Raw genomic sequence first — 24,897 nt, forward strand, 5'->3', positions numbered from 1 at the left:
AACCTCCGCCCTCAACGAAGTCTCCCAAAACGCCTCCCAGCTCTCTGACAGAGCCCGAAAGCTGAACGAACTTCTCGACGAGTTTGAGGTCGGGTCTGACACAAGTGGCGTAGACGAAACGGGCGAGGATACACAGAAAAAGGTTACCGACTCAGAGCCTCCGGGTACACCCGACTCCGGGGTCTCAGCAGACGGAAGAGGAGACGACTGATTACCGTAGCCTAGGCTCTGACTCTTCGGGGTCGGTCTCCGAACCCACCGAGGCTGTCGACTGTTTTTCTCGTGATTCGTCGGTCTCAGAACCGACATCTGACCGAGACCTCTCGACGTCGGCGTAGCTCCTTATCGCCCTCAGGAAGTCTATCTTCCGGAACGCAGGCCAGTAAGGGTCACAGAAGTAGACAGCCGACTCGTTTCCCTTCGCCTGCCACGGCAGGAAGTTCGAGAGACGCTCCTCGCCTCCTGTCCTTATCATGAGATCTACGTCGTTCGACCTCGGTGTGTAGACGTACTCCGAAACCTTCTCGGTGTCTATCTCGTCGGGTTCGAGGTCTCCGTCTTCCACCTCTCTGAGAACCTCGCGCGAAGCCCTGAGTAGCTCGTCACGCCCTCCGTATCCGACAGCGATGTTGAGATGGAACTCGTCGTACTCGCTCGTCTTCTCCTCCGCCTCTCTTATAGCGTCTTCGACCCTGTCGGGTAGACGTCCGAGGTCACCCACGGCTCGGATACGTATCCTGTTCGAATGTATACGGTCGTCGTCGGCGAGTTCGAGGAACTTCTCCTCCATGAGACTGAAGAGCGAGTCGAGTTCGTTGTCGGGACGTCTGAAGTTCTCGGTGGAGAATGTATAGAGTGTGACCTCCTTCACGCCGATTTCGGAAGCCCAGTCGAGTAGCTCCTCTGCCTTCTCGGCTCCGTGTTTGTGACCTTCCTCGGGACTTTCGCCCTTCTCCCTCGCAAAACGCCTGTTTCCGTCCTGTATCACGGCTATGTGCTCGGGAACTCTACCGTAGTCTATCTGGTGTCTCAGAAACCACTCGTAGACCGTGTTAGCGACCTTCCTCATCATCGGCATCAGTACCGCTTCTGTCTAAGAAAGCTCGTCTTATTAATTCACGGGAATAGAACAAATACGGACGAGTTCGAATCCTTCCTGAGAGTTACACGGGCCGGGAGGGATTCGAACCCTCGGTCATCTGGTTAAGAGCCAGACGCTTTAACCGGACTAAGCTACCGGCCCACTGCGTTTCTAACTTTGACGGGGTATTCTTTATAGGTTGTGATTCGACTCCACGTCTGCATGGAAAGCTTCTTACGTCGGTATTTCAAATCTGTTATGCATGCCAGAACTGGAAAGGAGACCTCCTGTTAAACACGAGGCTGTTGCAGTCCTTAAGATCCTCGGTCTCAAGGGCGGCGTCGACAGGGAGGTCAAGACTTCGTGTAGTAATCTCGGCGAGAAGATCGGGACTAGCGACCAGACGGTTTCGCGTCGTCTCCAGTCTCTCGAAAGCTCCGACCTCATAGACCGCGAGATGGCAGCCGACGGTCAGTGGATAAAGCTTACCGAGGAGGGCGAGAGAGTCCTGAGGAACGAGTACGAGGAGTACAGGAGAATATTCGAGGGTGCGACCCGGGTCGATCTCAAGGGCGAGGTCGTGAGCGGAATGGGTGAGGGCGAGTACTACATCTCACTCGACGGCTACCAGAGACAGTTTCAGGAGAAGCTAGGATACGAGCCCTTCCACGGTACTCTCAACGTAGAGCTCGACGACGACAGCGTGAGAGCGAGGTCAGCGGTCAACAACGCCGACGGCGTCGTAATAGAGGAGTGGGAGAACGACGAAAGAACCTTCGGTGCCCTGACGTGTTACGAGGCTGAGATCGGCGGCGTCGACGGACATCTCGTGAAGCCACACAGGTCACATTACCCAGAGGACATGGCGGAGGTCATCGCTCCCATGAAGCTGAGGGACGAACTCGGACTCGAAGACGGCGACGAGGTTACTCTGGAGGTGAAGCTGAGATGATCTCCAAGGCAGTCGACGACCTGAGGGAGGGAAAGCCCGTCTTGGTCTACGACTTCGACGACAGGGAGGCTGAGACAGACATAGTCTACGCCGCCGAGAAGGTCGATCACGACGACATAGCCCGTCTCAGAAACGACGCGGGTGGTCTGATCTGTACGGCTATACATCCCGAAGCCGCTGAGAGACTCGGTCTTCCGTTCATAGCCGACGTCCTCGAAGACAACCCGCTAGTCGAGGAGGCGGGCGACCTCGGGTACGACAGCCGTTCGTCGTTCTCTCTCTGGGTCAACCACAAGTCGAACTACACCGGAATTACCGACAAAGACCGCGCGAAGACTGCGCGTAAGCTCTCGGAAGCCGTCGGGTCTTCGGTCTCGGAGTCGGCGTCTGTGTCGGAGGAGAGTCCGAGTATCGAGGAGGAGTTCCGCACGCCGGGACATATGGCTGTTCTCCGCGCCGACGAGGATCTCTTGGAAGGCAGACAGGGACAGACAGAGATGAGTGTGAAGCTCGTCGACGAGGCGGGTCTGACACCCGCGGCGGTAATCTGTGAGATGCTCGACGACGAGACGGGTGAGGCTCTCTCGAAGGAGGACGCGAAGAGATACGCAGACGAGAACGGTCTCACTTTCGTCGAGGGAAGACAGTTAGTCGAGGTCGCCGACGCCGAGTCTTAGTCTTAGTCGTAGTCGAGTGGTTGATCTGAGTCCTGGTTTCTATTCTGTTTCACTCACAGCCCTGCGACGTCCTCGATAGCGTCGGTGAGCTTCTTGATCGAGTCGACGTCGTGCTCACCCATATGTCCGATCCTGAAGGTCTTCTCGCCGAGGGTCGACCCATAGCCGTTCGAGAACACCATGTCGTACTTCTCGGAGACCTCCTCGATAGTCGCGGCGACGTCGATCCCGTATGTGTTCTCGATACAGCCGACTGTCTGTGACTCGTATCCCTCCTCGGGGAAGATCTCGAAGTGGTCGCGTGCCCAGTCGCGTGTGTACTCAGCCATCTCGCGGTGTCTCTCGTCGCGTGCCTCGTGTCCCTCTTCGAGCATGTGCTTCATCTGTTTCCGGTAGGCGAGCATCACGGGGATCGCGGGCGTCGAGTGGGTCTGACCCTTCCTGTCGTAGTAGTCGAGCGACCTCTGGAAGCCGCCGTACCACGACGCCGAGTCCTTCTCGACCTCACGTTCGTATGCTTCGTCGTTGACGACACAGACACCGAGTCCGGGGGGCATAGCGAACGCCTTCTGGACAGAAGTGAATATGACGTCGATTCCGTGTGCATCGATGTCGACGTAGTCGCCTCCGAGAGACGAGACGGCGTCGACTATGAAGTAGGTGTCAGGGTACTCGTCGACGACGTCGCCTATCTCCTCTATCGGGTTACGGACTCCCGTAGAGCTCTCGTTCATCACACACGTGACTGCGTCGTACTCCTTGTCGCTCGTTTCGAGTGCCTCGCGGACGTCTTCGGGCTTGACAGCCTGACCCCAGTCGTACTCCAGGGTGTCGACGTTCTTCCCGAGACGCTCAGCGACGTTCGCCTGTCTCTCGCTGAAGCTACCACACGTCGTACACAGGACGTCGTCGTCGACTAAGTTGAGTACTGAGCTCTCCATGAACTCCGTACCTGATCCCGTGAGAATTATGACGTTGTGTTCGGTGCCGAGGAACTCCTTCGTGTCCTCGACTATCGTCGTGTAAAGGTCGGTCATACGATCCATACGGTGACCGAACATCGGCTGACACATCTCTTCGATTACGTCTTCACGTACCTCGGTCGGTCCCGGTATGTACAGCGTCTTATTGGGGTAGTCGTCCTTGTATTCGCGTTTCTGAGTCACGTAATCCACCTAGTAGGGTAGAGTCTGTAACGCTGCGACATGGTACTTTTGATTCAGATAGGGTCTTAGACTTAGTCTTCGAGTATCTTCTTCGTCTTCGAATGCCTGTACCTGAAAAAGCCCTTAAGCTGGAGCTTCACGAACGAGTTGGGTATCTTCCCCGACTCGTACTCGACGGTGTCCCTCATTACTGTTCCGCCGTCGGATCTCTCGAAGCCGTGTGTGTGTCTCCATCTCTCGAAGGGCCCACGTTCCATCTCGTCGACGAAGACGGCTCTTCCCTCGTCGAAGTCGGACTCGCGCTCGACTATTGTCGAAGTCCAAGAGACTCGTAGGAGACCTAACGGCTTGACCGAGAGACGGATCTCCGAGCCTTCTGTGAGTTCGTCGGCGTCACCGTTCTCGACTTCGAGAAGACGGAGGTTCATCCAGCCGGGTGTCAGACTTTTGAGACCCTCGACTCCTGAGTGGAACTCCCAGACATCTTCGAGGGGCGCGTCGATGTATGTCTCGGACTCGAACTCCATACACGACATACGGCTTCGAGAGGTATTAGATTGGGTGGTGGGAAACACGATAGGAGAGAGACAGATGGATCTTGGAAAGCTTTACTTCAGCGCGCTCACAGAAACACGTAGATGGGCAGACCCACAGTACACATCATACCGGTTGGGTTCGACTACGACCGTCTCATAGCTCCGCTTATAAGGGACAAGCTCGACGTCGACCGCGTAATTCTCCTACAGGGGTCGGTCGGGAGCGAGGAGAACGTCGAGTACTCGAAGAAGGTCGCGGCGAAGCTTGAGGAGGACTTCGAGTCGCTCCTTGACGCCGAGACTGAACGCGTGACACTCGAAAACGTATACGACTACCAGAAGATATTCGCCCGTGCCTACGGTCTGATACTCGACGAGTTCACGTCGGGAAGGGAGGTCTATGTCAACGTAAGCGCGATGCCACGTACTGTCTCTTTCGGGTTCACGACTGCGGCACACGCCGTCATAGTCGAGGAGGACGAGGCTAGAGAGCACATACACACCTACTACACCGCCCCCGAGAAGTACCTCGAAACAGATCTCGCCGAGGAGCTTCAGGAGATGGTTCATCTCCTCAGACGTCTCAAGAACGAGGGTCTAACAGACAGCGTCGAGTCGGATCTCGACGAGAGGTTCGCGGAGGCGAATGACCTACTCGACGAGTTCGACGAGCGCGGTACCACGGTCGGAGCGAAGAGCTTCGACGGCTCACACATAATAGAGATACCCGTCGCTCCTCTGAGCAAGATAAAGCCGTTCGAACGCGTCATACTCTTCAAGCTACACGAGGAGGGAGTCGTCAAGTCGGTTAGCGAACTCGCCGACCATCTCGCCGACGACCTCGACGAGGAGTACACCGACTCGTTCCGGTCGAAGGTTATCTACAACACTCGGTCTCTGCGCGAGAAGGGCTACATACTACAGGAGGAGTCGGGGAAGAGCCACGAGACGCGTCTGTCGAGACTCGGTGAGCTATGGGTCGAGTCACACAGACAGACTCCTCTCGACAAGGAGATGACAAAGAAATAAACGTCTACTCGAACGAGTTGGAAGTATGATAGAACACGAGAAGAGAGGCGACGCTTTCTGGATAACCATAGACCGTCCCGAGAAGATGAACTCGCTCGACCTCGAAGACTGGGAAGGTATCTCGGACGGGCTCGAAAAAGCGGAGGAAGAGGCAAGGGTCGCAGTCATAACAGGTGTGAACGACGTCTTCTGTGCGGGCGACGACATACAGGTTCTCGATGACCTCGACGACGCCGACGACGTCGAGAAGCTCGGCGAGATGCTCTTCGACGTTCTTCAGGGAATAGAGGAGACAGGAGTGCCTGTGATAGCCGCTGTCAACGGACTCGCATACGGTGGCGGATTCGAGATAGTCGCGGCGTGTGACCTCGCAGTCGCGGCTCAGGGTGCTTCGTTCGCGCTCCCCGAGACACGTATAGGCGCGTATCCGCCCTACGCCGTCGAGAGGGTCGCCGAGATGGCGGGACGTAAGAGAACGATGGAGATGATACTCACGGGTGAGTCGATAGACGCCGAGACCGCCCTCGACTGGGGACTCGTCAACCGCGTGGTTCAGAAAGACGAGATAGACGAGACTGTCGACGAGTTCGTCGAGGCGATCTGTATGTCGCCCAAACGTTCGACTAAGATCGCTAAGAAGTACGCCAACCAGCGGATCTCCGAGACGGGAGAAAAGGAGAGGATGCTCGGAGGCTTCGCACATCTGTTCATGTCGGAGGAGTCACAGGAAGGCGTCAGAGCCTTTGTGGAGGACAGGGAGCCGTCGTACAGGAAGTAGCGATCGGCGTCCTTCGTGGGAAATAAGATTTCGGAGTTCGACGTCGAAGCATGGAACTCAAAGACTCGTCGGTTCTCGTAACTGGTGGGGCGGGATTCATAGGAAGCCATCTGATCGAACGTCTCGATCCGTCGAACCACGTCGAGGTCATCGACAGCCTGAGTTCGGGGAACGCCGACTACCTCCCCGACGAGGTCAAGATACACGAGGTCGACCTACTTGACACAGACGCCGTCTCCGAGGTCATGAAGTCTGACTACGACATCGTGTTTCACTTAGCCGCTAATCCTGACGTCCAGAGCGGTGCTGATAATCTACGTCTCGATCTGGAGCAAAACACGGTCGCGACTAACAACCTCCTTGAGTCGATGAAGGCAAACGGCGTCGACAAGATAGCGTTCACGTCGACGTCGACGGTATACGGCGAGGACGTTCCGATGCCGACTCCCGAGACGTACGGTCCTCTGAAGCCCATCTCGCTCTACGGAGCCTCGAAGCTGGGATGTGAGGGACTGTGTACGGCTTACGAGGGTAGCTTCGGATTCGACACGTGGATATTCAGGTTCGCTAACATAGTGGGTGAGAGAGGACACGGAGTAGTCCCCGACTTCATAGAGAAGCTGGAGAACGATCCCGAGAGACTCGAAATACTCGGTGACGGCAGACAGAGGAAGTCGTACCTACACGTCTCCGACTGCGTAGACGCGATGGTACACGCGGTCGAGAACGCCGACGGTACTGTCTACAACATCGGAAGCCGTGACACCGTCTCTGTCACAGAGATCGCAGAGATAGTTAGTGAGGAGATGGGTCTCGATCCCGATTTCGAGTACACGGGTGGACGACGCGGCTGGACGGGCGACGTCCCCGAGATGAGACTTTCTGTCGAGAAGCTAATGGATACGGGATGGCAGCCCCAACACGACAGCGAGGAAAGCGTCAGAAGAGCCACGCGAGAGATGTCTAGCCCCTGAGTCGTTCCTGTATTCCGACCTTGAGTACCGACTTGGCTATCTCAGCACCTCCTGAGAGGGGATCGAGCTTCGAGTCGCCCGCCCTCTCACGGTACTCTATGGGTATCTCACGCACATTGTAGTCTCTCATAACGGGTCTCATCAGAAGCTCGGCGGAGAGACCCGTGTTCTCTGTCCAGTCCACCGACTCGACGACCTCACGTCTGTAGGCACGCATTCCCGTGGTGGTGTCGTGGACACGTCTTCCCATGAGGACTGTCGCTGTCAGTGCGAAGACGACGTTTCCGAGACGGTTCATCGACGGCATCGCGTCGGCACCGTGGTAGAGCCTGTCGCCGCTCACGACGTCGTATCCCGAGTTTATGGCTTCGAGAAACTCGGGTAGCTGTTCCATCGGGTAGGTGTCGTCACAGTCGGTCGTGACTATCACCTCCCTGTCGGGTGTGAGAACAGCCTCACGTACTGCGACCCCGTAGCCCTGAGGCTCCTGTTCTATCACCCTCGCCCCCATCTCCCTCGCTATCTCCGGGGTCGCGTCGGAGGAGCCGTCGACACAGACCACCTCGGCTTTACCGTCGGTGACCTCATGAATGTCGTCGAGAACCTTTCCGACAGCTTCCTCCTCGTTGTAAGTCCCCATTACGACGCTGACGTCTGTGAAGTCGTATCCGTCGTGGCTTTGGCTCGCTGTCTCGTCGTGTGTCTGAGTCTGAGTCTGAGTCGTGAGTGTCTGAGACGACATCTGTGTAGTCGTAGATGTGTCCCCGCCTACTTAACTTCTTAGGTTAACCTAAAAATCAGAGGTACTCGTCTATGTTGTCGGCAGCCTTGAGCGAGAGGGCGGCTATCGTGAGAGTCGGGTTCATCGCGCCGCTCGTGACGAAGACGCTACTCCCGGCTATCCAGAGGTTGTCGAGGTCGTGTGTCCTCATACGCGGATTCACGACCGACTCGTCGGGGTCGGTTCCCATCCGTGTGGTTCCCATGTGGTGGTAAGCCGGACCCGTGTTCTCGGGACTGACCTGCCACGTCACCTCGGCTCCCATCTCGGAGAGTATCGCCTCCTGTACCGTGTTCGCACGGCGTATAGAACGTCTCGTGACCTCGTCTATCTCCCAGTTTATCTCGGGGACAGGATTGCCGTTGTGGTCGGTCTTCGAGGAGTCGAGTCCGACGTAGTTTTTCTTCCGGGGTCTCTGACCCACGAGACCGCCGACACCGATCGAGTTTCCGTACGAGTCCCTGAGATCCGAGAGGAGTGAGTCGCCCCAGTCGTCGGAGCTGAGCGCAGTCTCGACTGGGGAGGGTCCTGCGTAGTTGAGGAACTCGATCTTTATCGGAGTGAGAGACGACCTGTCTACGTCGGCGGGAGGGACGCCCTCGGTCGGCTTAGCGGGTCTGTCGTAGAACTCGTGGCTCTCGCTCGTGAGGAAGCCGACGTGGTTCTGGCGCGTCCTCTCGTCGAGTACGCCTCCCGTTCCCGCGAAGAGATGCTCCATGAAGTAACGTCCGACAGCGCCGCTGGAGTTACCGAGTCCGTCGGGGTACTCCTCCGACTTCGAGAGGAGAAGGAGACGCGGGTTCTCGATTCCCCCACACGCGACCACGAAGACACGTGCCTCCTGTCTGTGTCTCTCACCGTCAGGGGTGACATAGACGACTGACTCGACTGAGTCGCCCGTGCGGTCGTGTTCGAGACGGACTGCGGTCGATCTGTCTATCACGCGCGCACCCTCCTCCTCCGCCTTTCTTACGTCACGGGTCGCGTCGTACTTGGCTCCCGAGGGACAGACGGGGTCACAGGTGCCGTATCCGACACACGCTGGCTCGCCGTCGTATGACTCGGAGTTACGCGCGTTCGGAACTCGATGTACTCTGATACCGAGTTCGTCACACGCCTTCTCGAAGAGGGAGTCGGAGTAAGACGGTTCGAAGCCCGGTAGGGGATACTCGTCGTCTCTGGGGGGTGCAAAGGGGTTGTCGTCGCTCCCCGAGACCCCTAACCGTCTCTCCGCCTCGGCGTAGTAAGGCTTGAGGTCGTCGTAGCTCAGGGGCCAGTCCCTCGCGACTCCGTGTCTCGTCCGTGTCTCGAAGTCGGACTCGTGGAGACGCATCACCATCCCCTGCCAGTGAAGAGTCGATCCCCCGACAGCCTTGACACGTGTCGCGTTGAGAGGGTAAAAGAGGTCGCCCGACGAGGTATAGGCGTCACGTTCTCCTCCCATCTCCCAGACTGAGAGGTCGTCGTGTCCGGGTCTTATCGACCTCTCCATCCTCTCGTCCCTGTCTCGCGGGTCGAACCTCTTTCCGGCTTCGAGAACGACCGTCTCGTGTCCTCTCTCTGAGAGCTCGTGAGCTATCAGAGAGCCCGCAGGACCCGATCCTATTACACAGACATCGACCCTCTCCGACGGCGTCCTGTCGGTCTCCTCAGACATCTGGACCCCTCGTGTAACTCGATGTACCGCCCGGATGTCCCTGTGGGTTCTCAAGACCCACTAGTTCGCCTCCTGTAGGTGTGGTGTAGAGAGCGAAAAGTAGCTCGTTTACGACGTGGTACCTCACCGCCTCGACTCCTGATCCCTCGGGGTCTGGGTCAGCCGTCTCCGCGCCCATCGCCCTGAGAGCCTCGTCCCTCTCGTCGCGGCTAAGATCGGCGAACCGGTCGCCGTACCACGACTCAGCGTACTTGTCGAGATAGGCGACCGCATCAGAGAGACGTTCGGCACGGTCGGGCGAGTCATGTGCCCGGCTGAGAACGTACGAACTCACGAACTCCTCGGTCTCGTCGGCTTCGAGTTCGGAGGGATAGACAGTCTCGGCGGCGGCGACGAATACTTCGACCTCTTCGTCGGTGAGGGGTTTTGTCCCCTGATCGGACTCCTCGGACTCCTCGACAGCGACTAAAGCCGCGCCTCCGACGCCGACGGCAGCGAGCGCAGCCATCAGGTCACGTCTCGTGAGCCTCATACTCCCCCCTCGGTTTCGGCGTGAAGGTCGGTTCTGACAAAGACGCCTTCGGGAGACGACTCGGGGATGTAGGCTCCACCGTAGCCGTCACACAGACGTACGTCGTCACAGTACTTCTTCCGGGGTGTGAGTCCACGTACTCCCGTCGCAGACTCGACAGGGAGTGAGAGACGGTACTCGAAGCTGTTCCCGAAGCCCTGGTCTACGAAGACTACGACTTCGACGGTCGAGGAGTCTCCGAGACGAACAGAGACGTTTTGAGTTGAACCAGAGCCCGAGACAGACCTAAGACGAACCTTGTCCCGTGTCACGCCGAGACTCAGATTCACTGACTCCGACCCTGAGGCGTCGGGGAAGGTCACGAACTCGGTTCCCTCGTCGGTCGTGACGGTCGCTGTGATCTCGTCGTCTTCATCGGGGTCAGGAATCCCGAGAGTAGCGTCGAGGCTGAGACGGCTGCCCTCAACGTGTTCGATCTCTTCGAGACGTGCTGTCTCGGGAGAGCCGTCGGCGGGCGACCAGACGCCGCGGTACGAGTACCTGTAGAGAGTCCTGTCGGGATACTCGTCGACAACATCGAAGGGTCTGTCGTCGATGACATAGATGGCGTCGCCGTCGTAGTCGGGACTGTTCCGGAGGTACTGGAAGGGATGAGCCAGCCAGTTGCCGTACGGGTCAGGAAGAAACACGACCGCGTTCTCGAAAGACGTCTCCTCGAAGGGCTCGTAGACATCGGAGTAGGTTCGTGTAACCTCGGCGTTCCGGGTGATCTTCTCCTCCGCCTCGACGGCTGTGACGCCACCGAAGACCGCCGCTGACAGAATCACGACTGCTGTGACGCCTCGTGTGCTCACGCCTGTCCTGAGACGTCTGTAGAGAGCCACCGCACCCGCCGACGCGAACGCCGCGGTCGGAACCAGGAGGTCGAAATGGTAGTAGGGTCCGAAGAACGAGACCAAGCCGTCGCCCGCGGCGTCGAGGTCTCCGAGTATGTTGAAGTTGCCCCAGAAGTAGAGGTTTCCAGCGATCACCGAGACGAAGATGCCTGCGACGGTCGCCTTACGTCGGTCGATCCCGTCATCGAAGGCAACGAGTAGACCGACTACTGCGAGGAGACCTCCTAAGACGCCGCCCGCAATCCAGTCGGTGAAGAAGAGCCTCACAGCCTCGTAGTTCGACCTGAGGGCGAGTTCGGGCGTGTATACTATCTCGTGGCTGAGTATACGCCGTCTCCCGAATCCGATCCCGTCGAGCGGAGCGAACTCAAGGTAGGGAAATCCGAGAGGCGATCCCGTCATAACGGCGTTGTAGGCGACCGTGGCGGCGACTCCCGAGAGTCCGAGGACGGCGGTGGCTGTCTGCCTCGGGACTGCGACCCGCGGCTCGTCATAGACTGTGTAGACGGCGTGGGCTATGAAGGGGGCTGCGAACAGAACCGCTGTGTAGGGACGTGCGAAGAAAGACAGACCGACTCCGACGCCGGCTAACGAAGCCCATCTGAGGTCGTTGAGACGGTCGGCTCGGAGGTACGAGTAGGCGAATACGAGGTTAAGGAGGGTCGTCGGCGCGTAAGGCAGGAAGACAGACGCGTCGACGATAAAGAGGGGTGAGGCACCGACGAAGACTGCCGCGAGGACTCCTGTTACGGAGTCGAACGCCTCACGTACCGTCGCAGAGACAAGTACGAGGACTCCGACCGAGACACCGATGAGTGAGAGACGGTATCCGCCGAGTAGCTCTCCGAGACCGAAGATTACCGCCGGGACAGGCGAGTACTTGGGGTAGAGACCGTCGTCGCCTTCGACGAAGAACCACGGTCGGAAGACACCGTCGACAGGTGGTTTAAGTCTCAGATTTCCGTCGAGGAGCATCGAAGCGTGGTGGAGATAGACCCCTTCGTCGTGGTTGAGAGAGTGGTATGCGAAGACGTCGGTAGAGACGGTCCAGACTACAATGCCCCCGATGACGGCGACTAAGGCTGTGAGAAGGGTTTGACGTTCTACCTCCACTGTCTCACCTCTTCTGTGTCTCAGGTGTCACTCTCGCCCCCCTCCTGTGATATTATTACGACCATCGAGAGTCCCGAGACAGCGACTAGGACGAAGGCGGGGACGGCTGCCTGGCTGTAGAGTCCCGCTTCCTCGACCCGCCAGATGTAGGTCACGAGAGTGTCAAAGCCCATGGGTCGGAGTACGAGTGTCGCGGGGAGCTCCTTCATAGTCGTGAGGAAGACTAGTGCCGCTCCCGTGGCTATTCCGGGGAGTACAAGCGGGAGTGTTACCGATCTGAACGCCTCGAGACGCGAGCTTCCGAGTGTACGTGCCGCTTCGACTAGCTCGGTATCGACCTGTAACGTCGAGGCACGTACAGAGCCTATCGCCTGTGGTGTGAAACGGACGACGTAGGCGAAGACTAAGAGGGGTACCGTCTTGTAGAGCGACGGTAGGACGTCGAGGCTGAATCCCACGAGGGCGATAGCAAGGACGATACCTGGGGTTGCGTATCCGACATACGGAATCCGGTCGGCTACGAAAGCCAGCTTTGAGTCGGAGACCGCCGACCTGAGGGCTATCGGGAACGCGACTACGACCGAAGCAACGGCGGCTAAGAGGGATACATAGACCGAGTTCCAGCCGTACTCCCACGAGAACGGCATCGTACCCGTGGCGTAGCCGGGCTGGTTGGTGAAGAGCCACGACCCGAATATAACGATGGGAAGGAGGACAGCCGCAAGTCCCACCACAGCTGGGAAGACGGCGGCGGGATACTGCCATCTTCCGAGGAGGTTGAGGCTTCCGACTCCACGTCTCCCACGGCTCTCGTACGCCTTAGATTCGTCGACCCCTATACGTGATTCGATCATGAGTATGAGTGCGGTAATCCCGACGAGCTGGAGAGACAGGAGAGCGGCGTAGTCGCGCATGAATGTTCGGTAACGCGCATATATGAACTGGGTAAAGACCTCGACACGCATTATGTTCGGGGTTCCGAAGTCGGAGAGTGTGTAGAGAGCGACGAGGAGAGCACCCGCTGTTATTCCCGGGGTTATCTGGGGTAGTATGACACGTCTGAACGACTCCCATCTGCCACAGTTGAGGCTCCGCGCCGCCTCGAACAGCGACGCGTCGAGCGAGAGGAGAGACGCACGTGTCGTGAGAAAGACATACGGATAGGTGTAGAGTGTCAGGACCACCGCGGCACCTGCGAAGCCGTATATCTCGGGTACTCTCTCGACGCCGAGAGGAGCAAGAACGTCGGCGAGTGTCCCGCGAGGACCGAAAGCCGAGACGACAGCGAAAGCCCCGAGGTAGCTCGGTATTGCGAGCGGGAGAGCCGCGATTACCGTCCACGCCCGTCTGAGAGGTACGTCCTGTACGGTGAGGACGGCGAGAGGGACTCCTATGACGACGCTCGCTCCGGTGACCACGGCGACTAAGCCGACGCTTCTCACAAGAACCTCCAGTGTCGTTGAGTCAGTGAGAAGATCGAGGGATTCGGCTCCGAGATCCAGTACGCCGACGAAAAGCCAGCTAAGCGGGAAGACAAGTAGGAGTGCGAGCACGAGACCCACAAGGGTCATGCCTGTACCGAGGGCATCTGTGGTGTCACCGGGGAGCCTCTCCCGCGCCATGCCGATCATCCTCTCGATGTTCATACTCGTCCTATCCCAAAACTCCGGCTTCCCTCATGAGTTCGAGCGTGGGTTCGAGGTTGGAGAGCTTGGCTAGGTCGATATCCGGCGGACTCAGTTCGTCGACAGTCGGCAGGTCTCCGACGGGCTCGACCCCCTCTATCATGGGGTAGGCGAAGCTCACGGTAGCGAAGAACTCCTGAGCCTCCGAGGAGAGGAGATGGCGGACGAAGTTGTTGACGAGTTCGTCCTTCTGGGTTCCCTTTATACGTAGAGCCCCCGCGACGTTGACGAGAGCCCCAGCGTCTCCCTGTGTGAACGCGAGATCTATGGGTGCGTCGGGTCTCTGGTTCTTGACCCTCATGGCGTAGTAATGGTTGGCGAATCCGGCGTCTAAGGCTCCGTCGGCGACCTGCTGTGAGACGACGTACTCGTTCGAGAAACGCTGTGTGCCCGCCTCACGCATCGAGACGAGCCAGTCACGTGTGGCTTCACGTCCTTCGAGTATTCTCATCGCTGTCACGAACGACTGGAAGGCTCCGTAGGTAGGTGCCCAGCCCATGTTTCCCCTGAGCGCGTCTGTGTCGGGGAACTTCATAACCTTGTCGGGAATGTCGCCCTCAGTCAGGCGGTTGGTGTTGTACGGTATGCTCCTCGCACGTCCCGCGACACCAACCCAGGCGTTGTCGGAGCCTCTGAAGCTCTCGGGAACCGGGCTCACGACCTCGTCGCTGAGTGGCTCGTAGGCGTCGTTGTTAGCCACATAGCTCAGGGAGCTAGCGTCGATAGACCAGAAGACGTCAGCCTGTGGAGCACCCCTCTTGACCTCGTTGACCACCGTCTGTGCGAGCGACGCAGAGCCCGCCGAGCTCGGTAGAACCTCGAAGTTGGGGTAGATCTCCTGTAACATATCGACGAACTCCATGTAGATACCCCCCTCTCCACCGCCTATGTATAGGTTTAATGTGCCTTCTAAGTCAGGGAGATCCTGTATCGAAGTCCCTCCCGGTGCGGGACGTCCCTCGGCTAGGGCTCCCGATCCCCTGAAGCTACTCAGCGAGGGTATCTCGACCTCGTCCGAACCCGAACTTGACCCCGACTCATTTCCGTTACCACCTCCGCCCGTCAGACCCGCACACCCCGCGAGACCCGTCATAGAACCCGCACCCAAGACCTTCAGAACACGCCGTCTCGTGTAGCTCTCGTCGTCCATACTTTTAGGTTCACCTAAACACATTAAACGCTTGCGGTTTGTGTCGTCTCGGAGAGGTCTTCGAGGCAGTCGAGCCAGTCGTGCATATACTCACCGCAGTAGCTAAGGAACTCGCCGTTGTTGAGGTCGTCCCAGTCACCCTCGACGAGTGCGTCGGCGATCTCCTCGACGACCTCCTCGTACGACTCAGCGTCGTCTCCGACAGAGTCGACAGTCTCCCAGAGATGCTCGTTGAGTTCGAGACCCGCGACCTCGTTCTGTAGGTCGCTGAAGGTCGACCGCGGAGCCTTGTTGTGCTCACACAGCGGAGCACCGTTGTAGATACGTCTGTCGAGGACGTCACACGCGCGTTTAAGGAAGATACCCGACCAGATGTCGTCGAACCTGCCGACCTCCCACGGGTTGTCGTCCATCGGAAGCTGGTAGAACGCGGGTATTATCTCGGGATCGAAGGCGAGATTCATCGAACAGACCGTGAGGTAGTTACGGCGCGCCGCTACGAAGTCGTCGCCGAAGTCGTCAGACGTGGTACGTGTCTGTGCCTGTCCGTTGAGGTCACCGTCCATCAGAATACGTACGGCGTCGAGGTCGGGTACGTTAGTCCAGAGACCCTGTGACGCGACTACTCCGTCGACCTCAGTAGTTCTGGTCGAGACGTCCTCGTCCATCGCTGAGTAGGGGTAGCCTCGGGGATACAGACCCTTCTCGTCGACGCTCTGATACAGCACGTTGACCCAGCTCTCGTCCGACGAGACCTCGGTGATCTCTCCCTCGAACTCCAGGTTTTCGAGATGCCGACCGAAGAAGTCGTAGCCGTCGTTGGGCAACGTGTCGTCATCTATGAAAAAGCAGTAGTCGAAGTCGTTCGCCCAGATGTAGAGGAGACCGAAGCTCGTCTGTGCGTGGCTAGCCTCAGGTATCAGACCCGAGTACTCGTCGACCCCGTGTTTGGAGAACCAGTCGTCGCGCCGGCTACTGTCGAATACCTCTCCCGAGACCCCCTCTTCTTCGAGCATCCGCTCCATCCCGTCGGTGTCACAGAAGTCCTCGGTCACGAGTAGAACGTGGAGACGTGAGAGGTCGAAGCCGTGTTGGCGTGCGTTCTCGAAGTAGCTTCTCATACAGCCGTACTCACGTATCGTGGGAACAACCACGCAGATGTCAGAGTCCATCGACTCGTAGTTTTTTAGGCAAGCCTAAAAGACTTCGGGTTCTTCGTGAGTTGAGGAGACCCCAAGCGACGGGAACGCGATACCGCCGCCGATGAGAGTCACGGCGTTCTTGAGGAGATGGTCGAGTGCCGCCGCGGCGAGTGCGACTGACGGCTCGACTGTTGAGAGAGCCACGAAGACAGCGGTGAAGCCACCCTCGTAGAGTCCGACGCCCCCCTGTGAGAGTGGGAGTACCTTGGCTAGGTTACCGACGCTCACGGCTAGACTTCCGAGAAGAAGAGCCGTCAGGGGATCGAGTGGAACCCCGACGGCGTAGACGACAGCTACACCCGTGAGGACGTCGAGGAGCCAGACCGCCGTGGTTCCGACTCCGACATAGACGAGGCTCCTCGGCTGTCCCGCGACACAGAGTACGTCTGAGACGAAGTCACCCAGGGTCTCGAAGACCGAAGACAGTCTTCCTCGAAGAGTCAGACGCGGGAGACGTCTGTATACCAGTGCTACTCCGATCCCGACTCCAACAGTTCCCGCTGCTACGCCTAAAGCTGTCTGACCTCCAAAGGGGAGCCGCTGTGTCACACGGACTCCGCTCAGATGTAGAAGAGACGCCGAGACCACGGATATTCCGAGTACAGCGGCTAAGTCGAAGCCTCTCTCGACGACGAGCGACGCCGCACCCGTAGTGTACGGGACGTCGGATCTCGACTTGAGTATGTAGGCACGCACGGGGTCGCCGCCCCTCGCCGGGAGCACGAGGTTAACAGTCTGGCTAGCGAGTACCGCCATCGTGAGAAGCCTGAGACCGTCTGTGTGTCCCATTGAACCGAGTATGTCGGAGTAACGTCTCCCACGGAAGAGCCACGAGACTGCATAGACACAGACGCCGACCCCGAAGAGAAGAGGGTCGGCAGACACGGCTCCTTCGACCACGTCGTCGAAGTCGGCGTCTCCAAAGGCTACGAGGAGACCGCCGAGGGCTAAAGCTGTACCCGCGACTGCGAACAGACCGCGTCTCGACGTCCACTGTCTCACGAACTCCATCTATCCCGTATTTTTTAAGCCAGCCTAAAAAACTTCGTATATCCGACAGTGTCGAGTCTGAAGAAAAGAGAAATACGTTCTACTCTACTGGGTACGTCTTCTGCTGTCAGAAGCGAGAGCGTCGTCGTAGAGCTTGATGAAGAGATCCTCTATCTCTTCCTTCGAGGGCTTCCTCGGGTTGTTGTCGGGCGATCCCGAGTCGACGGCGTCCTGTGCCATCTTCGGAACGACCTCGACGTACTCGCCGCGGTCGGGAACCTCACCGAAGTCGTCGAGGTACGAAGTGAGCTTGATGTCCTCACACAGCTCCATGACTGCGTCGCTCGCCTTCTTAGCCGCTTCCATGTCGGTGTCGTCGTCGTCCGCCGCTCCCATGATACGTGCTATCTCGGCGTACTTCTCGGGTGCCGCCATCGCGGAGAACTCTATGACGTACGGGAGTATGAGTCCGTTGGCGAGTCCGTGGGGGATATGTAGCTGTGCTCCAAGGGGACGTGCCATTCCGTGGACGAGTGCAACAGACGAGTTGGTGAAAGCCTGTCCCGCCTGAAGCTGTCCTATCATCATGTCGGTACGCGCCTCTATGTCGTCTCCGTTCGCCCACGCCTTTCTGAGCGAGTTCGAAATGCGCTCCATCGCGTTCTCGGCGAAGTTGTCGGGGACGCTGTACGACTTGACAGAGACGTACGCCTCTATTGCGTGAGTCAGAGCGTCTATTCCCGTGAAGGCGGTGTGGCTCTCGGGGAGCGACATCGTCATCTCGGGGTCTTCTATAGCGACGTCGGGAACGACGTTCTTCGAGACTATGAGGAACTTCGTAGAAGTAGACTCGTCGGTGACGACGACCGAACGCGTCGCCTCACTTCCCGTACCTGCTGTCGTGTTGATCGAGATCGTGGGAGGTGTGGGCTTGGGAACTCCCTCGTATCCCGCCTTGTCGACTCCGAAGTCACGTATCTCACCCTCGTTCGAGGCGACAATTCCGATTCCCTTTCCTGTGTCTATCGACGATCCTCCGCCGAGAGTGACTATGACGTCACAGTCCTCTTCCTCCCATACCTCGTAGCCGTCCTCTATGTTCTCGACAGTCGGGTCGGGTCTTACGCCGTCGAAGACAGCGGTCTCGACTCCGGCGTCTTCGAGTATCTCGACGACCTGATCGCCGTAGAAGCCATAGAGATCCTCTGTCGTGACGACTAGAGCCTTGCTTCCGTAGACGTCAGCGTACTCGCCTATCTTCTGTATCGCTCCTCTCCCTATCTCTATCTTTCCGGGAGAGACGACGAGACGCGTGCCGTTCGACGGATCGGGGTACTTACTCTGATCAGGTTCTGCCATACAACTGTGTTTTCTTAAGAGAAGTTTATAACTTATGATAGACGGTTAGGAAAACAGAACGACAGAACGGGTACTTACCGATGTCACCCCTTTCCACCAGAGTACAGCCTAGAGGACAGGGGTCGCGTAAAAATACCTGTCCCTTCTACATAAGATACTACACTAGTAGTCGTACTATACAGCCGCCGTGTCGGGCATCTCGTGTCTCCGTATCAGGTAGAACGCGCCCGTCAGAACACCGAGGAGTAGAGCGTACGCTGCAGCTGTGACGAGGGCGTCGGTGGGAGTAGCGTACTTGTCGGCGCGGTATGTGATGATCTTCCGTCCTATGGCTATCATGCCCGATACGACGACTATACGTATCACGGGCTTGTCACGGCTGTAAGCTACGACTGTCATGAAGACCTCGACTATGATGAAGAGAAGGAGGGCTGTGTCTATCAGACCAACGACCTCACGTGCCTCTGTGATACGTCCTGTACGGGCTAGCTCGACTATCGAGAGTCCGAAGTCAAAGAGACACCGACGCCAAACAGAACGACAAGCACTCCCGCGGTTACGAGTTCTAGTCCCCGCATCAACTCCTCTAACTTCTCGGCGAAGGTCGCATCGTGGAAACGTCGGAGGAGTCTGTCACTCTGCATGGCTCCGGGGCATGTAGGTACAGCCGAGTTAAGAAAGCTGTGTGATCAGGGACAACGTACTGCAAAGCACAAGAGGTTCGAACGGCTCTCTTCTACATGGAGAGATTCGGAAACGTAACGAGGAACCCTGAGGAGTGTGAGGAGTTCGATCTGTGTTTCTACGAGGTCAACGACGTAGTCGGAAGGAGCGAGGAGCCACGGGACGACTGCCACAACATGGTCTCTGTCTTCGGTGACAACGCCGCAGTCGAGGAGAACCCCGGACTCGCGCCAGTCGACTCCGAGGGGAGACGCGCGGTACGTGACGACGACCGTTTCGACTGGGACTACGTCTGCCCGACTTCGGAGTACAGGGACGAGATCCTGTCGTACATAGAAGACTGTGACGTAGGCGACGGAGTACGTCTCGACACTCTCGGCTTTCCGCGCGAGGACTTCTGCCGGTGTGAGAGATGTACCGACGAGTTCGAGGCGTCGAGCCTCGACTGGGAGGACTGGCGCGCCTCCGTTATTACAGAGACATTAGAATCCGCCGCTGAGACCGTCTCCGACGGTACCGACCTCTCGCTGACACTCTACCCCGACCCGTCGGCGGAGCACCAGTACGAGAGGTTCGGTCTCGACCTCGAACGTGCCGACGAGGTAGTCGACTTCTACGTCGTGCCTATCTATGACATGAACTACTCGACAACCTACTGGCTCGAGACACTCGCCTGGAACTTCGACGACCTCCTCGACTCGCCCTTCTACGTCGAACTCTACGCTCCCGTCGAGAAGGAGAGGCTTGAGAAGGCTACCGAAGTAAGCTTACCTCACTCCGACGGCGTCCTCTACGCCTACGACGACGAGATGGCGAGCGAGATGGTCGAGGAGTACAGTTAGTTAGCGTAATTAAGCTGGCACGACAGTGTAGATTATGACTGAGTTCACACATATAGAGGACGACAGAGCACGTATGGTAGACATCTCCGACAAGGAGGAGATCGACAGGGTATCGGTCGCGAGAGGACGTATAGACCTACAGACAGAGACAGTCGAGGCGATACGTGAGGGCGAAGTAGAGAAGGGCAACGTCGTGTCTGTCGCACGTGTCGCGGGGATTCAGGCTGTCAAGAGGACGTGGGACAACATACCCATGTGCCACCAGATCCCCATAACGGGTGTTACTGTCGACTTCGAGTTCGACGACGATGGGATTCAGTCAGTCGTCGAGGTCACGACGACGGGGAAGACGGGCGTCGAGATGGAGGCTCTGAGCGGAGTCTCGGCGTCGCTCCTCACAGTCTGGGACATGGTCAAGAGCGCCGAGAAGGACGACGAGGGTCAGTACCCTGACACCGCGATAAACGACGTGCGTGTTGAGGAGAAGATCAAGAAGACCTGATCTTGAAGACGGGTTTGTCTATTCTCTCAGTCTTACATTCGGGACACCGCGACGGGTAGTTGACGGGGTCGTCGAAGCCGTTGAAGCCACAGTCACGGCACTCGGGAGGTGCGACCAGGAGGGTTTCGTCGGTCGACCTGAGGGACTTACGTATGTGTTCAAGGTGGTCGTAGACCTGTGACGCAGGTATGTCTAACTCGTCGGAGATCGCGTCAGCTGTCGCGGGTTCGCGGCGTAGTATACGGATTATCTTCTCGCGTGTGGTTGTAGTCTTCGAGTCTTCCATGGGGTATCCGTCTGTCCTGGGTACGTCGTCGTCACGCACAAGTCTTTCCACCTTACTTGTTCAGACGGAAAGTTGAAGAGACGCCGTCTCCAAGGTCTTAGCATGCAGTCTAACGATCAGATGGCATACGACCGGGGGAGTACTATATTCAGTCCCGATGGTCGTCTCTACCAGGTCGAGTACGCACGTGAGGCGGTCAAAAGGGGAAGCGTGACTATCGGGGTCAAGACAGCCGAGAGTGTCGTCCTACTCGCCGAGAAACGTATCAACTCTCCGCTTCTCGTCTCCGAGAGCATAGAGAAGCTCTACGCAGTCGACGAACATATCTCGGTAGCAGCGAGCGGACACGTCGCCGACGCGCGCCGTCTAGTAGACCTCGCACGTGTCGAGACACAGCGCGACAGGTACATGTACGACGAGGCTATGGACGCGCGTACGCTCGCCAAACAGATAGGCGACCAGATACAGGAGTTCACACAGTACGGCGGGACACGTCCCTTCGGCTGTGCTCTCCTCGTAGCGGGCGTCACCGAGAACGACGTACAGCTAATAGAGACAGAGCCCTCTGGTGCGATAATCGAGTACAAGGCAGCCAGCATAGGCAAGGGAAGACAAGAGGTCGAGGAGATACTCGAAGAGAGATACGAGGACGGCATGTCGACAGAAGACGGCATACGTCTCGCAGTCGAGGCACTGAAGGAGAGTGACGCAGACGCCGAGATAGACAAGGTAGAGGCGATGGTTATCGAAAAGGAGGCTACGAGAAAGCTCTCCGACGACGACCTGAGACCCTACATAGACGAAGTAAACGAAAGTGATGAGACGGCTGAGGAGTCCGGAGAGGGGTAAGTCATTAGTACGAAGAGGGACTAATATTCACGAATAGATGAGTGGCTTGAAAGAGGTTCTCAGAAACAGAAGCTCAAGCAGGATACACGACGAAAAGCTCAAGCGGAGCGCGGTAGTCGTGCCCGCTTACTACGACGACGAACGCGGGGGACATGGGGTTCTTCTGATGCGGAGGTCCGACGACCTCCCGCGCCACGCGGGGCAGATAAGCTTCCCGGGGGGACGTATGGAGTCCGATGACTCGGGTCTCGCCGAGACCGCACTCAGAGAGCTTCATGAGGAGGTGGGGATGCCTCCCGAGAAGGTCGACCTTCTCGGAACACTCGACGACGTGACCACGACGACCGCTTACTCGATACGTCCGTACGTCGGCTGTATCTCGTATCCCTACAGCTTCGAGATACAGGAGTCGGAGGTCGCCGAACTGATACACGCTCCCGTCTCCGACCTCACACACCCTTCTGTCTACGAGAAGAGGTACAAGAACGGAAGGGACGTCCATTACTTCCATTACGAGGACTACACTATCTGGGGCGCGACAGCGAGGATTCTCGCACAGTTCCTCGAACTCGCCTACGACTGGTCTCCTTAGTAAGTTCTCCGTCTATGTCTCAGTCTTTTGTCTGGGTTCTCCCCAGAGTCAGAGTCAGGTTCACAGCACCCCCGAGAAGTATTACCCAGAAGCTGAGATAGAGCCACGTCAGGAAGACGAGGACTACCCCAACGGCTCCGTAGGCGGCGTACCCCGACGGCGACGACGAAGCCAGATCGATATAGAAACCGAAGGCTGTTTCAAGAAACGTCCATCCCGCCGACGCGAATACAGCCCCGGGATAGACGTGTCTCAGACTCACATCGACGGGTGGCAGGAAGTAGTAGAGAGGGAGGAAGACGAAGAACAAGCCCAAGACTCCGATTAAAGCGATCCCGGTATCCGGGACGTCCAAGACACGTGTCAGCCATCTGAGAGCCGCAGCTGTGACGACCGCGGCTATGACCGAGAAGAGGGCGGCAGCACTGTCACGAGTCGTCCTGAGAACTGACTTGTGTGTGGTCTTTCGCGAGTAGTCCTCGTACAGAACCCGGAAGGACTCCGTGAGACCCCGGACGAACTTGAGACTTCCCCATAAGAGACCCACGAGACCGATCAGCCCCACCGTCGGGCTGGTCTCGACCTCGACCGACTGTCTCAGAGTCCGGCGTCCCGACTCCGAGAGATAGACGCTGACGGATTCTATCGCCGCGATAGCGACTGTCTCAAGTCCAGTAAGACTCCCGGCTACGAGAAGGAGTAGAACCAGAGGGAAGAGTGAGACGAAGCCGTAGTAGGTTAGGGCTGCGGCTTGGGTTCCGAGACTCTTACGTCTCGATGTCTCGACTACCTCACGGAGTCGCGATCCCAGTCTCGGTATCCACGTCTTCTCGGGGTCCAACACCCTTCGACGTACACGCGCGTCGAGTAAAAGCCTTAGCTCAGCGTGTCGAAGTAGCTTAGGTACCTTCTGAGAGCGGTTTCGAGGGCGTCGTCCCCGTCGTCGGCGTTACGCCGCGCCTCCGAGTGGAGTTCGATGAAGTAGGGGTCTTCGAGGAGACGTGTCACGTTCTTCTTAGTCAGGACTCTCCTTCTTCGCTGTTCGAAACACGAATCCATCAGAATAACGAAGGTCGACCCCCTAAAATAATCTTACTATCTGTGTCAAGTAGTCACACGCTGACATGTGGATCAAACACCTCACGCGACAGACGTGAGTGAACCTCATCGAGAACTTGTCTGAGGTTCCGGGTGTCGTACCTGTTGTAACGCACGAGCTTTTCGAGAGCCTCGTCGTCGCCGTCCTCGTATCTGTGCCAGAGACGTACGGCGTCAGCGCCGTCGACCTCCTCGCTTCCCGGACGTTCGACGCCGAGTTCGTCCTCGACAGCCTTGAGACCGCCCGACAGAGACGGGTCGAGACGCCTACACGGGTACATCAGGTCTATGTGGGGTGTCTCGACGTCGAGACCGAAGCTGTGTTCGAGAAACGGGACGTCGAACCTCTTTCCGTTGAATGTCACGAGAAGGCTCGCCTCCGAGAGACGTCTCTCGATCTCTGACCTCCCGAGGTCTTCTCCTCTCACGAGTGTCTGAGTCTCATCTCCGACGTGGAAGCTCACAGTCGTAACCCTGTTATCCTCCTTGCTCAGACCCGTCGTCTCTATGTCGAGGAAACACGTCTCGTCGTCGAAGTTGGAGTAGAGACGCCACTCCTCGCCCGAAGGGAACGAGTCGCCGAAGAAGGACGCGTCCCCCCGGTCGAGTCTGTCGCGCGCCTCGTCGATGTAGTCGAGGACACGTTCGGCGGTCGTCTCTCCAACGTGACGTAGTCCGGTCTCCTCGAACTCTTCCCATGTCGTCACGCCGTTCTTCCAGAGCTTTCTCTCTGTCTTCTCTCCGACGCCCCTGACGGGTATGAAGGAGTTCTGTATCCTCATGTCGCGTCCTCTATCTTGGATACCACGGCGTCTCTCAGAGACTCGGGGTCGCGTGCGACCTCGTCGGCATTCTCAAGGTGGTCGGGATCGCCGCTCGCCGAGTATCCTATACAGTAAGCACCGGATCGTCTCGCCGACTCTATCCCCGTCTCGGAGTCCTCTACGACTATACAGTCCTCGGGGTTGACGCCGAGTTCGGAAGCGACGTACTCGTATATGTCGGGCTCGGGCTTCCCCTCGACGTCTATCTCGTCGGCTGAGACCACGACGTCGAACGAATCTTCGAGTTCGAATCTTTCGAGAACCATCTCCACCCACGACGGAAAAGAGGAGGTCGATATCGCTGTCTTGAGACCTCTCTCCCGTATCTCGTTGAGGAGGTCGTCGAATCCGTCTGTGAGAGAGACCTTCTCGGTGTAGATCGCCTCAGCGCGCGAGTCGTAGAGGTCGAAGTACTCCTCTTCAGTCACAGCCATCTCGTATCCCCTTTCTGAGAGGAGTTCGTACTGGTCGAGGACGTTGATCCCTGTCAGATCCTCGGGAGAGACCTCGTCCTTGTCGTCGTCGGAGACGAGAGCCTCGTCGATTATGGTCTCCTTCTCGGGCTCCCAGTAGACCTCGGAGTCGACGATCACGCCGTCCATGTCGAATACGACGGCTTCAGATCCGTGTTCCATCTCCTACATATCGAGACGTGACGCGAA

28 protein-coding genes and 1 tRNA gene are annotated in these 24,897 nt (G+C 57.8%); 10 read left to right on the plus strand and 19 right to left on the minus strand.

All coding sequences use genetic code 11. The features are described 5' to 3' along the window. A partial coding sequence (locus SV253_07595) for a hypothetical protein (protein ID MDY6775920.1) occupies positions 1–211 on the plus strand: 211 nt, incomplete at its 5' end. Here the strand turns inward: SV253_07595 and uppS are convergent. Together uppS and SV253_07605 are read right to left on the minus strand one after the other, a co-directional pair. Beyond that, positions 212–1,078, minus strand: a complete 867-nt coding sequence (uppS, locus tag SV253_07600; protein MDY6775921.1) for a polyprenyl diphosphate synthase — start codon at positions 1,076–1,078, stop codon at positions 212–214. It abuts the gene before it with no gap. Positions 1,079–1,168: 90 nt separating this feature from the next. Continuing rightward, positions 1,169–1,243: transfer RNA gene (locus SV253_07605), tRNA-Lys, on the minus strand. Between the two features lie 100 nt (positions 1,244–1,343). Here SV253_07605 and SV253_07610 point away from each other — a divergent pair. Together SV253_07610 and ribB are read left to right on the plus strand one after the other, a co-directional pair. Then, complete coding sequence (locus SV253_07610) at positions 1,344–2,033, plus strand: DUF120 domain-containing protein (protein MDY6775922.1); 690 nt, start codon at positions 1,344–1,346, stop codon at positions 2,031–2,033. After that, entirely contained in the window at positions 2,030–2,710 is a 681-nt protein-coding gene (gene ribB, locus SV253_07615; protein ID MDY6775923.1) for a 3,4-dihydroxy-2-butanone-4-phosphate synthase, read from the plus strand. Before SV253_07610 ends, ribB begins: the two co-directional genes overlap by 4 nt. A gap of 53 nt (positions 2,711–2,763) precedes the next feature. Here the strand turns inward: ribB and SV253_07620 are convergent, their stop codons facing one another. Both SV253_07620 and SV253_07625 read right to left on the minus strand, forming a co-directional pair. After that, complete coding sequence (locus SV253_07620; protein ID MDY6775924.1) at positions 2,764–3,876, minus strand: alanine--glyoxylate aminotransferase family protein; 1,113 nt, start codon at positions 3,874–3,876, stop codon at positions 2,764–2,766. A 71-nt stretch (positions 3,877–3,947) separates the two neighbouring features. After that, entirely contained in the window at positions 3,948–4,403 is a 456-nt protein-coding gene (locus tag SV253_07625; protein MDY6775925.1) for an SRPBCC family protein, read from the minus strand. Between the two features lie 111 nt (positions 4,404–4,514). Here SV253_07625 and SV253_07630 point away from each other — a divergent pair, with 111 nt between their 5' ends. The 3 genes from SV253_07630 to SV253_07640 are packed head-to-tail and all read left to right on the plus strand — an operon-like array spanning position 4,515 to position 7,193. Continuing rightward, entirely contained in the window at positions 4,515–5,441 is a 927-nt protein-coding gene (locus SV253_07630) for a DUF6293 family protein (GenBank protein MDY6775926.1), read from the plus strand. A 25-nt stretch (positions 5,442–5,466) separates the two neighbouring features. Continuing rightward, positions 5,467–6,219, plus strand: a complete 753-nt coding sequence (locus tag SV253_07635) for an enoyl-CoA hydratase/isomerase family protein (protein ID MDY6775927.1) — start codon at positions 5,467–5,469, stop codon at positions 6,217–6,219. A 50-nt stretch (positions 6,220–6,269) separates the two neighbouring features. After that, positions 6,270–7,193, plus strand: coding sequence for an NAD-dependent epimerase/dehydratase family protein (locus SV253_07640; protein MDY6775928.1), 924 nt, complete (start codon positions 6,270–6,272; stop codon positions 7,191–7,193). On the opposite strand, the gene SV253_07645 is transcribed toward SV253_07640, so the two are convergent. The 10 genes from SV253_07645 to SV253_07690 all read right to left on the minus strand — a co-directional run bounded on the left by SV253_07645 (position 7,183) and on the right by SV253_07690 (position 19,056). Next, the gene (locus SV253_07645) at positions 7,183–7,935 is read right to left on the minus strand and encodes a dolichyl-phosphate hexose transferase (GenBank protein ID MDY6775929.1); all 753 of its coding nucleotides are present in this window, start codon (positions 7,933–7,935) and stop codon (positions 7,183–7,185) included. The genes SV253_07640 and SV253_07645 overlap by 11 nt on opposite strands. Before the next feature lie 55 nt (positions 7,936–7,990). Then, complete coding sequence (locus tag SV253_07650) at positions 7,991–9,631, minus strand: GMC family oxidoreductase (protein MDY6775930.1); 1,641 nt, start codon at positions 9,629–9,631, stop codon at positions 7,991–7,993. After that, entirely contained in the window at positions 9,624–10,163 is a 540-nt protein-coding gene (locus SV253_07655) for a gluconate 2-dehydrogenase subunit 3 family protein (protein ID MDY6775931.1), read from the minus strand. The genes SV253_07650 and SV253_07655 overlap by 8 nt, the downstream gene beginning before the upstream one ends. After that, on the minus strand, positions 10,160–12,172 hold the full coding sequence (locus SV253_07660) for a glycosyltransferase family 39 protein (protein ID MDY6775932.1): 2,013 nt from the start codon (positions 12,170–12,172) through the stop codon (positions 10,160–10,162). The genes SV253_07655 and SV253_07660 overlap by 4 nt, the downstream gene beginning before the upstream one ends. Before the next feature lie 20 nt (positions 12,173–12,192). Further along, positions 12,193–13,818, minus strand: coding sequence for an iron ABC transporter permease (locus tag SV253_07665; protein ID MDY6775933.1), 1,626 nt, complete (start codon positions 13,816–13,818; stop codon positions 12,193–12,195). A 7-nt stretch (positions 13,819–13,825) separates the two neighbouring features. Further along, entirely contained in the window at positions 13,826–15,007 is a 1,182-nt protein-coding gene (locus SV253_07670; protein ID MDY6775934.1) for an extracellular solute-binding protein, read from the minus strand. A 23-nt stretch (positions 15,008–15,030) separates the two neighbouring features. After that, positions 15,031–16,179, minus strand: coding sequence for an alpha-1 4-glucan-protein synthase (locus tag SV253_07675; GenBank protein ID MDY6775935.1), 1,149 nt, complete (start codon positions 16,177–16,179; stop codon positions 15,031–15,033). A gap of 24 nt (positions 16,180–16,203) precedes the next feature. After that, positions 16,204–17,220, minus strand: coding sequence for a lysylphosphatidylglycerol synthase transmembrane domain-containing protein (locus SV253_07680; GenBank protein ID MDY6775936.1), 1,017 nt, complete (start codon positions 17,218–17,220; stop codon positions 16,204–16,206). Positions 17,221–17,304: 84 nt separating this feature from the next. Beyond that, a complete protein-coding gene (locus SV253_07685; GenBank protein ID MDY6775937.1) occupies positions 17,305–18,558 on the minus strand; it encodes an iron-containing alcohol dehydrogenase in 1,254 nt (417 codons plus the stop codon). A 174-nt stretch (positions 18,559–18,732) separates the two neighbouring features. Further along, positions 18,733–19,056, minus strand: coding sequence for a phosphate-starvation-inducible PsiE family protein (locus SV253_07690; GenBank protein ID MDY6775938.1), 324 nt, complete (start codon positions 19,054–19,056; stop codon positions 18,733–18,735). Positions 19,057–19,298: 242 nt separating this feature from the next. On the opposite strand from SV253_07690, the gene SV253_07695 reads away from it, so the two are divergent. Together SV253_07695 and moaC are read left to right on the plus strand one after the other, a co-directional pair. Beyond that, positions 19,299–20,084 carry a hypothetical protein gene (locus SV253_07695; GenBank protein MDY6775939.1) on the plus strand — a complete coding sequence of 262 codons (786 nt, stop codon included), beginning with the start codon at positions 19,299–19,301 and terminating at the stop codon, positions 20,082–20,084. A gap of 31 nt (positions 20,085–20,115) precedes the next feature. Further along, complete coding sequence (moaC, locus tag SV253_07700) at positions 20,116–20,586, plus strand: cyclic pyranopterin monophosphate synthase MoaC (GenBank protein ID MDY6775940.1); 471 nt, start codon at positions 20,116–20,118, stop codon at positions 20,584–20,586. On the opposite strand, the gene SV253_07705 is transcribed toward moaC, so the two are convergent. After that, positions 20,573–20,872, minus strand: coding sequence for an ArsR family transcriptional regulator (locus tag SV253_07705; GenBank protein MDY6775941.1), 300 nt, complete (start codon positions 20,870–20,872; stop codon positions 20,573–20,575). The two genes, moaC and SV253_07705, sit on opposite strands and share 14 nt — an antisense overlap. Positions 20,873–20,974: 102 nt before the next feature. On the opposite strand from SV253_07705, the gene psmA reads away from it, so the two are divergent. Together psmA and SV253_07715 are read left to right on the plus strand one after the other, a co-directional pair. Then, positions 20,975–21,721 carry an archaeal proteasome endopeptidase complex subunit alpha gene (psmA, locus tag SV253_07710; GenBank protein ID MDY6775942.1) on the plus strand — a complete coding sequence of 249 codons (747 nt, stop codon included), beginning with the start codon at positions 20,975–20,977 and terminating at the stop codon, positions 21,719–21,721. Positions 21,722–21,758: 37 nt separating this feature from the next. Continuing rightward, positions 21,759–22,313: a CoA pyrophosphatase gene (locus SV253_07715; GenBank protein MDY6775943.1), complete on the plus strand. Its 555-nt coding sequence runs from the start codon at positions 21,759–21,761 to the stop codon at positions 22,311–22,313. Between the two features lie 19 nt (positions 22,314–22,332). On the opposite strand, the gene SV253_07720 is transcribed toward SV253_07715, so the two are convergent. The 4 genes from SV253_07720 to SV253_07735 are packed head-to-tail and all read right to left on the minus strand — an operon-like array spanning position 22,333 to position 24,870. Then, positions 22,333–23,157 carry a YihY/virulence factor BrkB family protein gene (locus SV253_07720; protein ID MDY6775944.1) on the minus strand — a complete coding sequence of 275 codons (825 nt, stop codon included), beginning with the start codon at positions 23,155–23,157 and terminating at the stop codon, positions 22,333–22,335. A 32-nt stretch (positions 23,158–23,189) separates the two neighbouring features. After that, positions 23,190–23,372: a hypothetical protein gene (locus SV253_07725; GenBank protein MDY6775945.1), complete on the minus strand. Its 183-nt coding sequence runs from the start codon at positions 23,370–23,372 to the stop codon at positions 23,190–23,192. Positions 23,373–23,425: 53 nt separating this feature from the next. Then, on the minus strand, positions 23,426–24,193 hold the full coding sequence (locus tag SV253_07730) for a ribonuclease H-like domain-containing protein (protein MDY6775946.1): 768 nt from the start codon (positions 24,191–24,193) through the stop codon (positions 23,426–23,428). Continuing rightward, on the minus strand, positions 24,190–24,870 hold the full coding sequence (locus SV253_07735; GenBank protein ID MDY6775947.1) for an HAD family phosphatase: 681 nt from the start codon (positions 24,868–24,870) through the stop codon (positions 24,190–24,192). Before SV253_07735 ends, SV253_07730 begins: the two co-directional genes overlap by 4 nt. Positions 24,871–24,897: the final 27 nt, after the last annotated feature.

The sequence above is a fragment of the Candidatus Afararchaeum irisae genome (assembly GCA_034190545.1).
Lineage (GTDB): Archaea > Halobacteriota > Halobacteria > Halobacteriales > Afararchaeaceae > Afararchaeum > Afararchaeum irisae.

Coding starts and splice junctions, on each gene's coding strand:
- uppS (MDY6775921.1), bottom strand. CDS start 1,078: ATGCCGATGATGAGGAAGGTCGCTAACACGGTCTACGAGTGGTTTCTG.
- SV253_07610 (MDY6775922.1), top strand. CDS start 1,344: ATGCCAGAACTGGAAAGGAGACCTCCTGTTAAACACGAGGCTGTTGCA.
- ribB (MDY6775923.1), top strand. CDS start 2,030: ATGATCTCCAAGGCAGTCGACGACCTGAGGGAGGGAAAGCCCGTCTTG.
- SV253_07625 (MDY6775925.1), bottom strand. CDS start 4,403: ATGGAGTTCGAGTCCGAGACATACATCGACGCGCCCCTCGAAGATGTC.
- SV253_07630 (MDY6775926.1), top strand. CDS start 4,515: ATGGGCAGACCCACAGTACACATCATACCGGTTGGGTTCGACTACGAC.
- SV253_07635 (MDY6775927.1), top strand. CDS start 5,467: ATGATAGAACACGAGAAGAGAGGCGACGCTTTCTGGATAACCATAGAC.
- SV253_07640 (MDY6775928.1), top strand. CDS start 6,270: ATGGAACTCAAAGACTCGTCGGTTCTCGTAACTGGTGGGGCGGGATTC.
- SV253_07645 (MDY6775929.1), bottom strand. CDS start 7,935: ATGTCGTCTCAGACACTCACGACTCAGACTCAGACTCAGACACACGAC.
- SV253_07650 (MDY6775930.1), bottom strand. CDS start 9,631: ATGTCTGAGGAGACCGACAGGACGCCGTCGGAGAGGGTCGATGTCTGT.
- SV253_07655 (MDY6775931.1), bottom strand. CDS start 10,163: ATGAGGCTCACGAGACGTGACCTGATGGCTGCGCTCGCTGCCGTCGGC.
- SV253_07665 (MDY6775933.1), bottom strand. CDS start 13,818: ATGAACATCGAGAGGATGATCGGCATGGCGCGGGAGAGGCTCCCCGGT.
- SV253_07670 (MDY6775934.1), bottom strand. CDS start 15,007: ATGGACGACGAGAGCTACACGAGACGGCGTGTTCTGAAGGTCTTGGGT.
- SV253_07675 (MDY6775935.1), bottom strand. CDS start 16,179: ATGGACTCTGACATCTGCGTGGTTGTTCCCACGATACGTGAGTACGGC.
- SV253_07680 (MDY6775936.1), bottom strand. CDS start 17,220: ATGGAGTTCGTGAGACAGTGGACGTCGAGACGCGGTCTGTTCGCAGTC.
- SV253_07685 (MDY6775937.1), bottom strand. CDS start 18,558: ATGGCAGAACCTGATCAGAGTAAGTACCCCGATCCGTCGAACGGCACG.
- SV253_07695 (MDY6775939.1), top strand. CDS start 19,299: ATGGAGAGATTCGGAAACGTAACGAGGAACCCTGAGGAGTGTGAGGAG.
- SV253_07705 (MDY6775941.1), bottom strand. CDS start 20,872: ATGGAAGACTCGAAGACTACAACCACACGCGAGAAGATAATCCGTATA.
- psmA (MDY6775942.1), top strand. CDS start 20,975: ATGCAGTCTAACGATCAGATGGCATACGACCGGGGGAGTACTATATTC.
- SV253_07715 (MDY6775943.1), top strand. CDS start 21,759: ATGAGTGGCTTGAAAGAGGTTCTCAGAAACAGAAGCTCAAGCAGGATA.
- SV253_07725 (MDY6775945.1), bottom strand. CDS start 23,372: ATGGATTCGTGTTTCGAACAGCGAAGAAGGAGAGTCCTGACTAAGAAG.
- SV253_07730 (MDY6775946.1), bottom strand. CDS start 24,193: ATGAGGATACAGAACTCCTTCATACCCGTCAGGGGCGTCGGAGAGAAG.
- SV253_07735 (MDY6775947.1), bottom strand. CDS start 24,870: ATGGAACACGGATCTGAAGCCGTCGTATTCGACATGGACGGCGTGATC.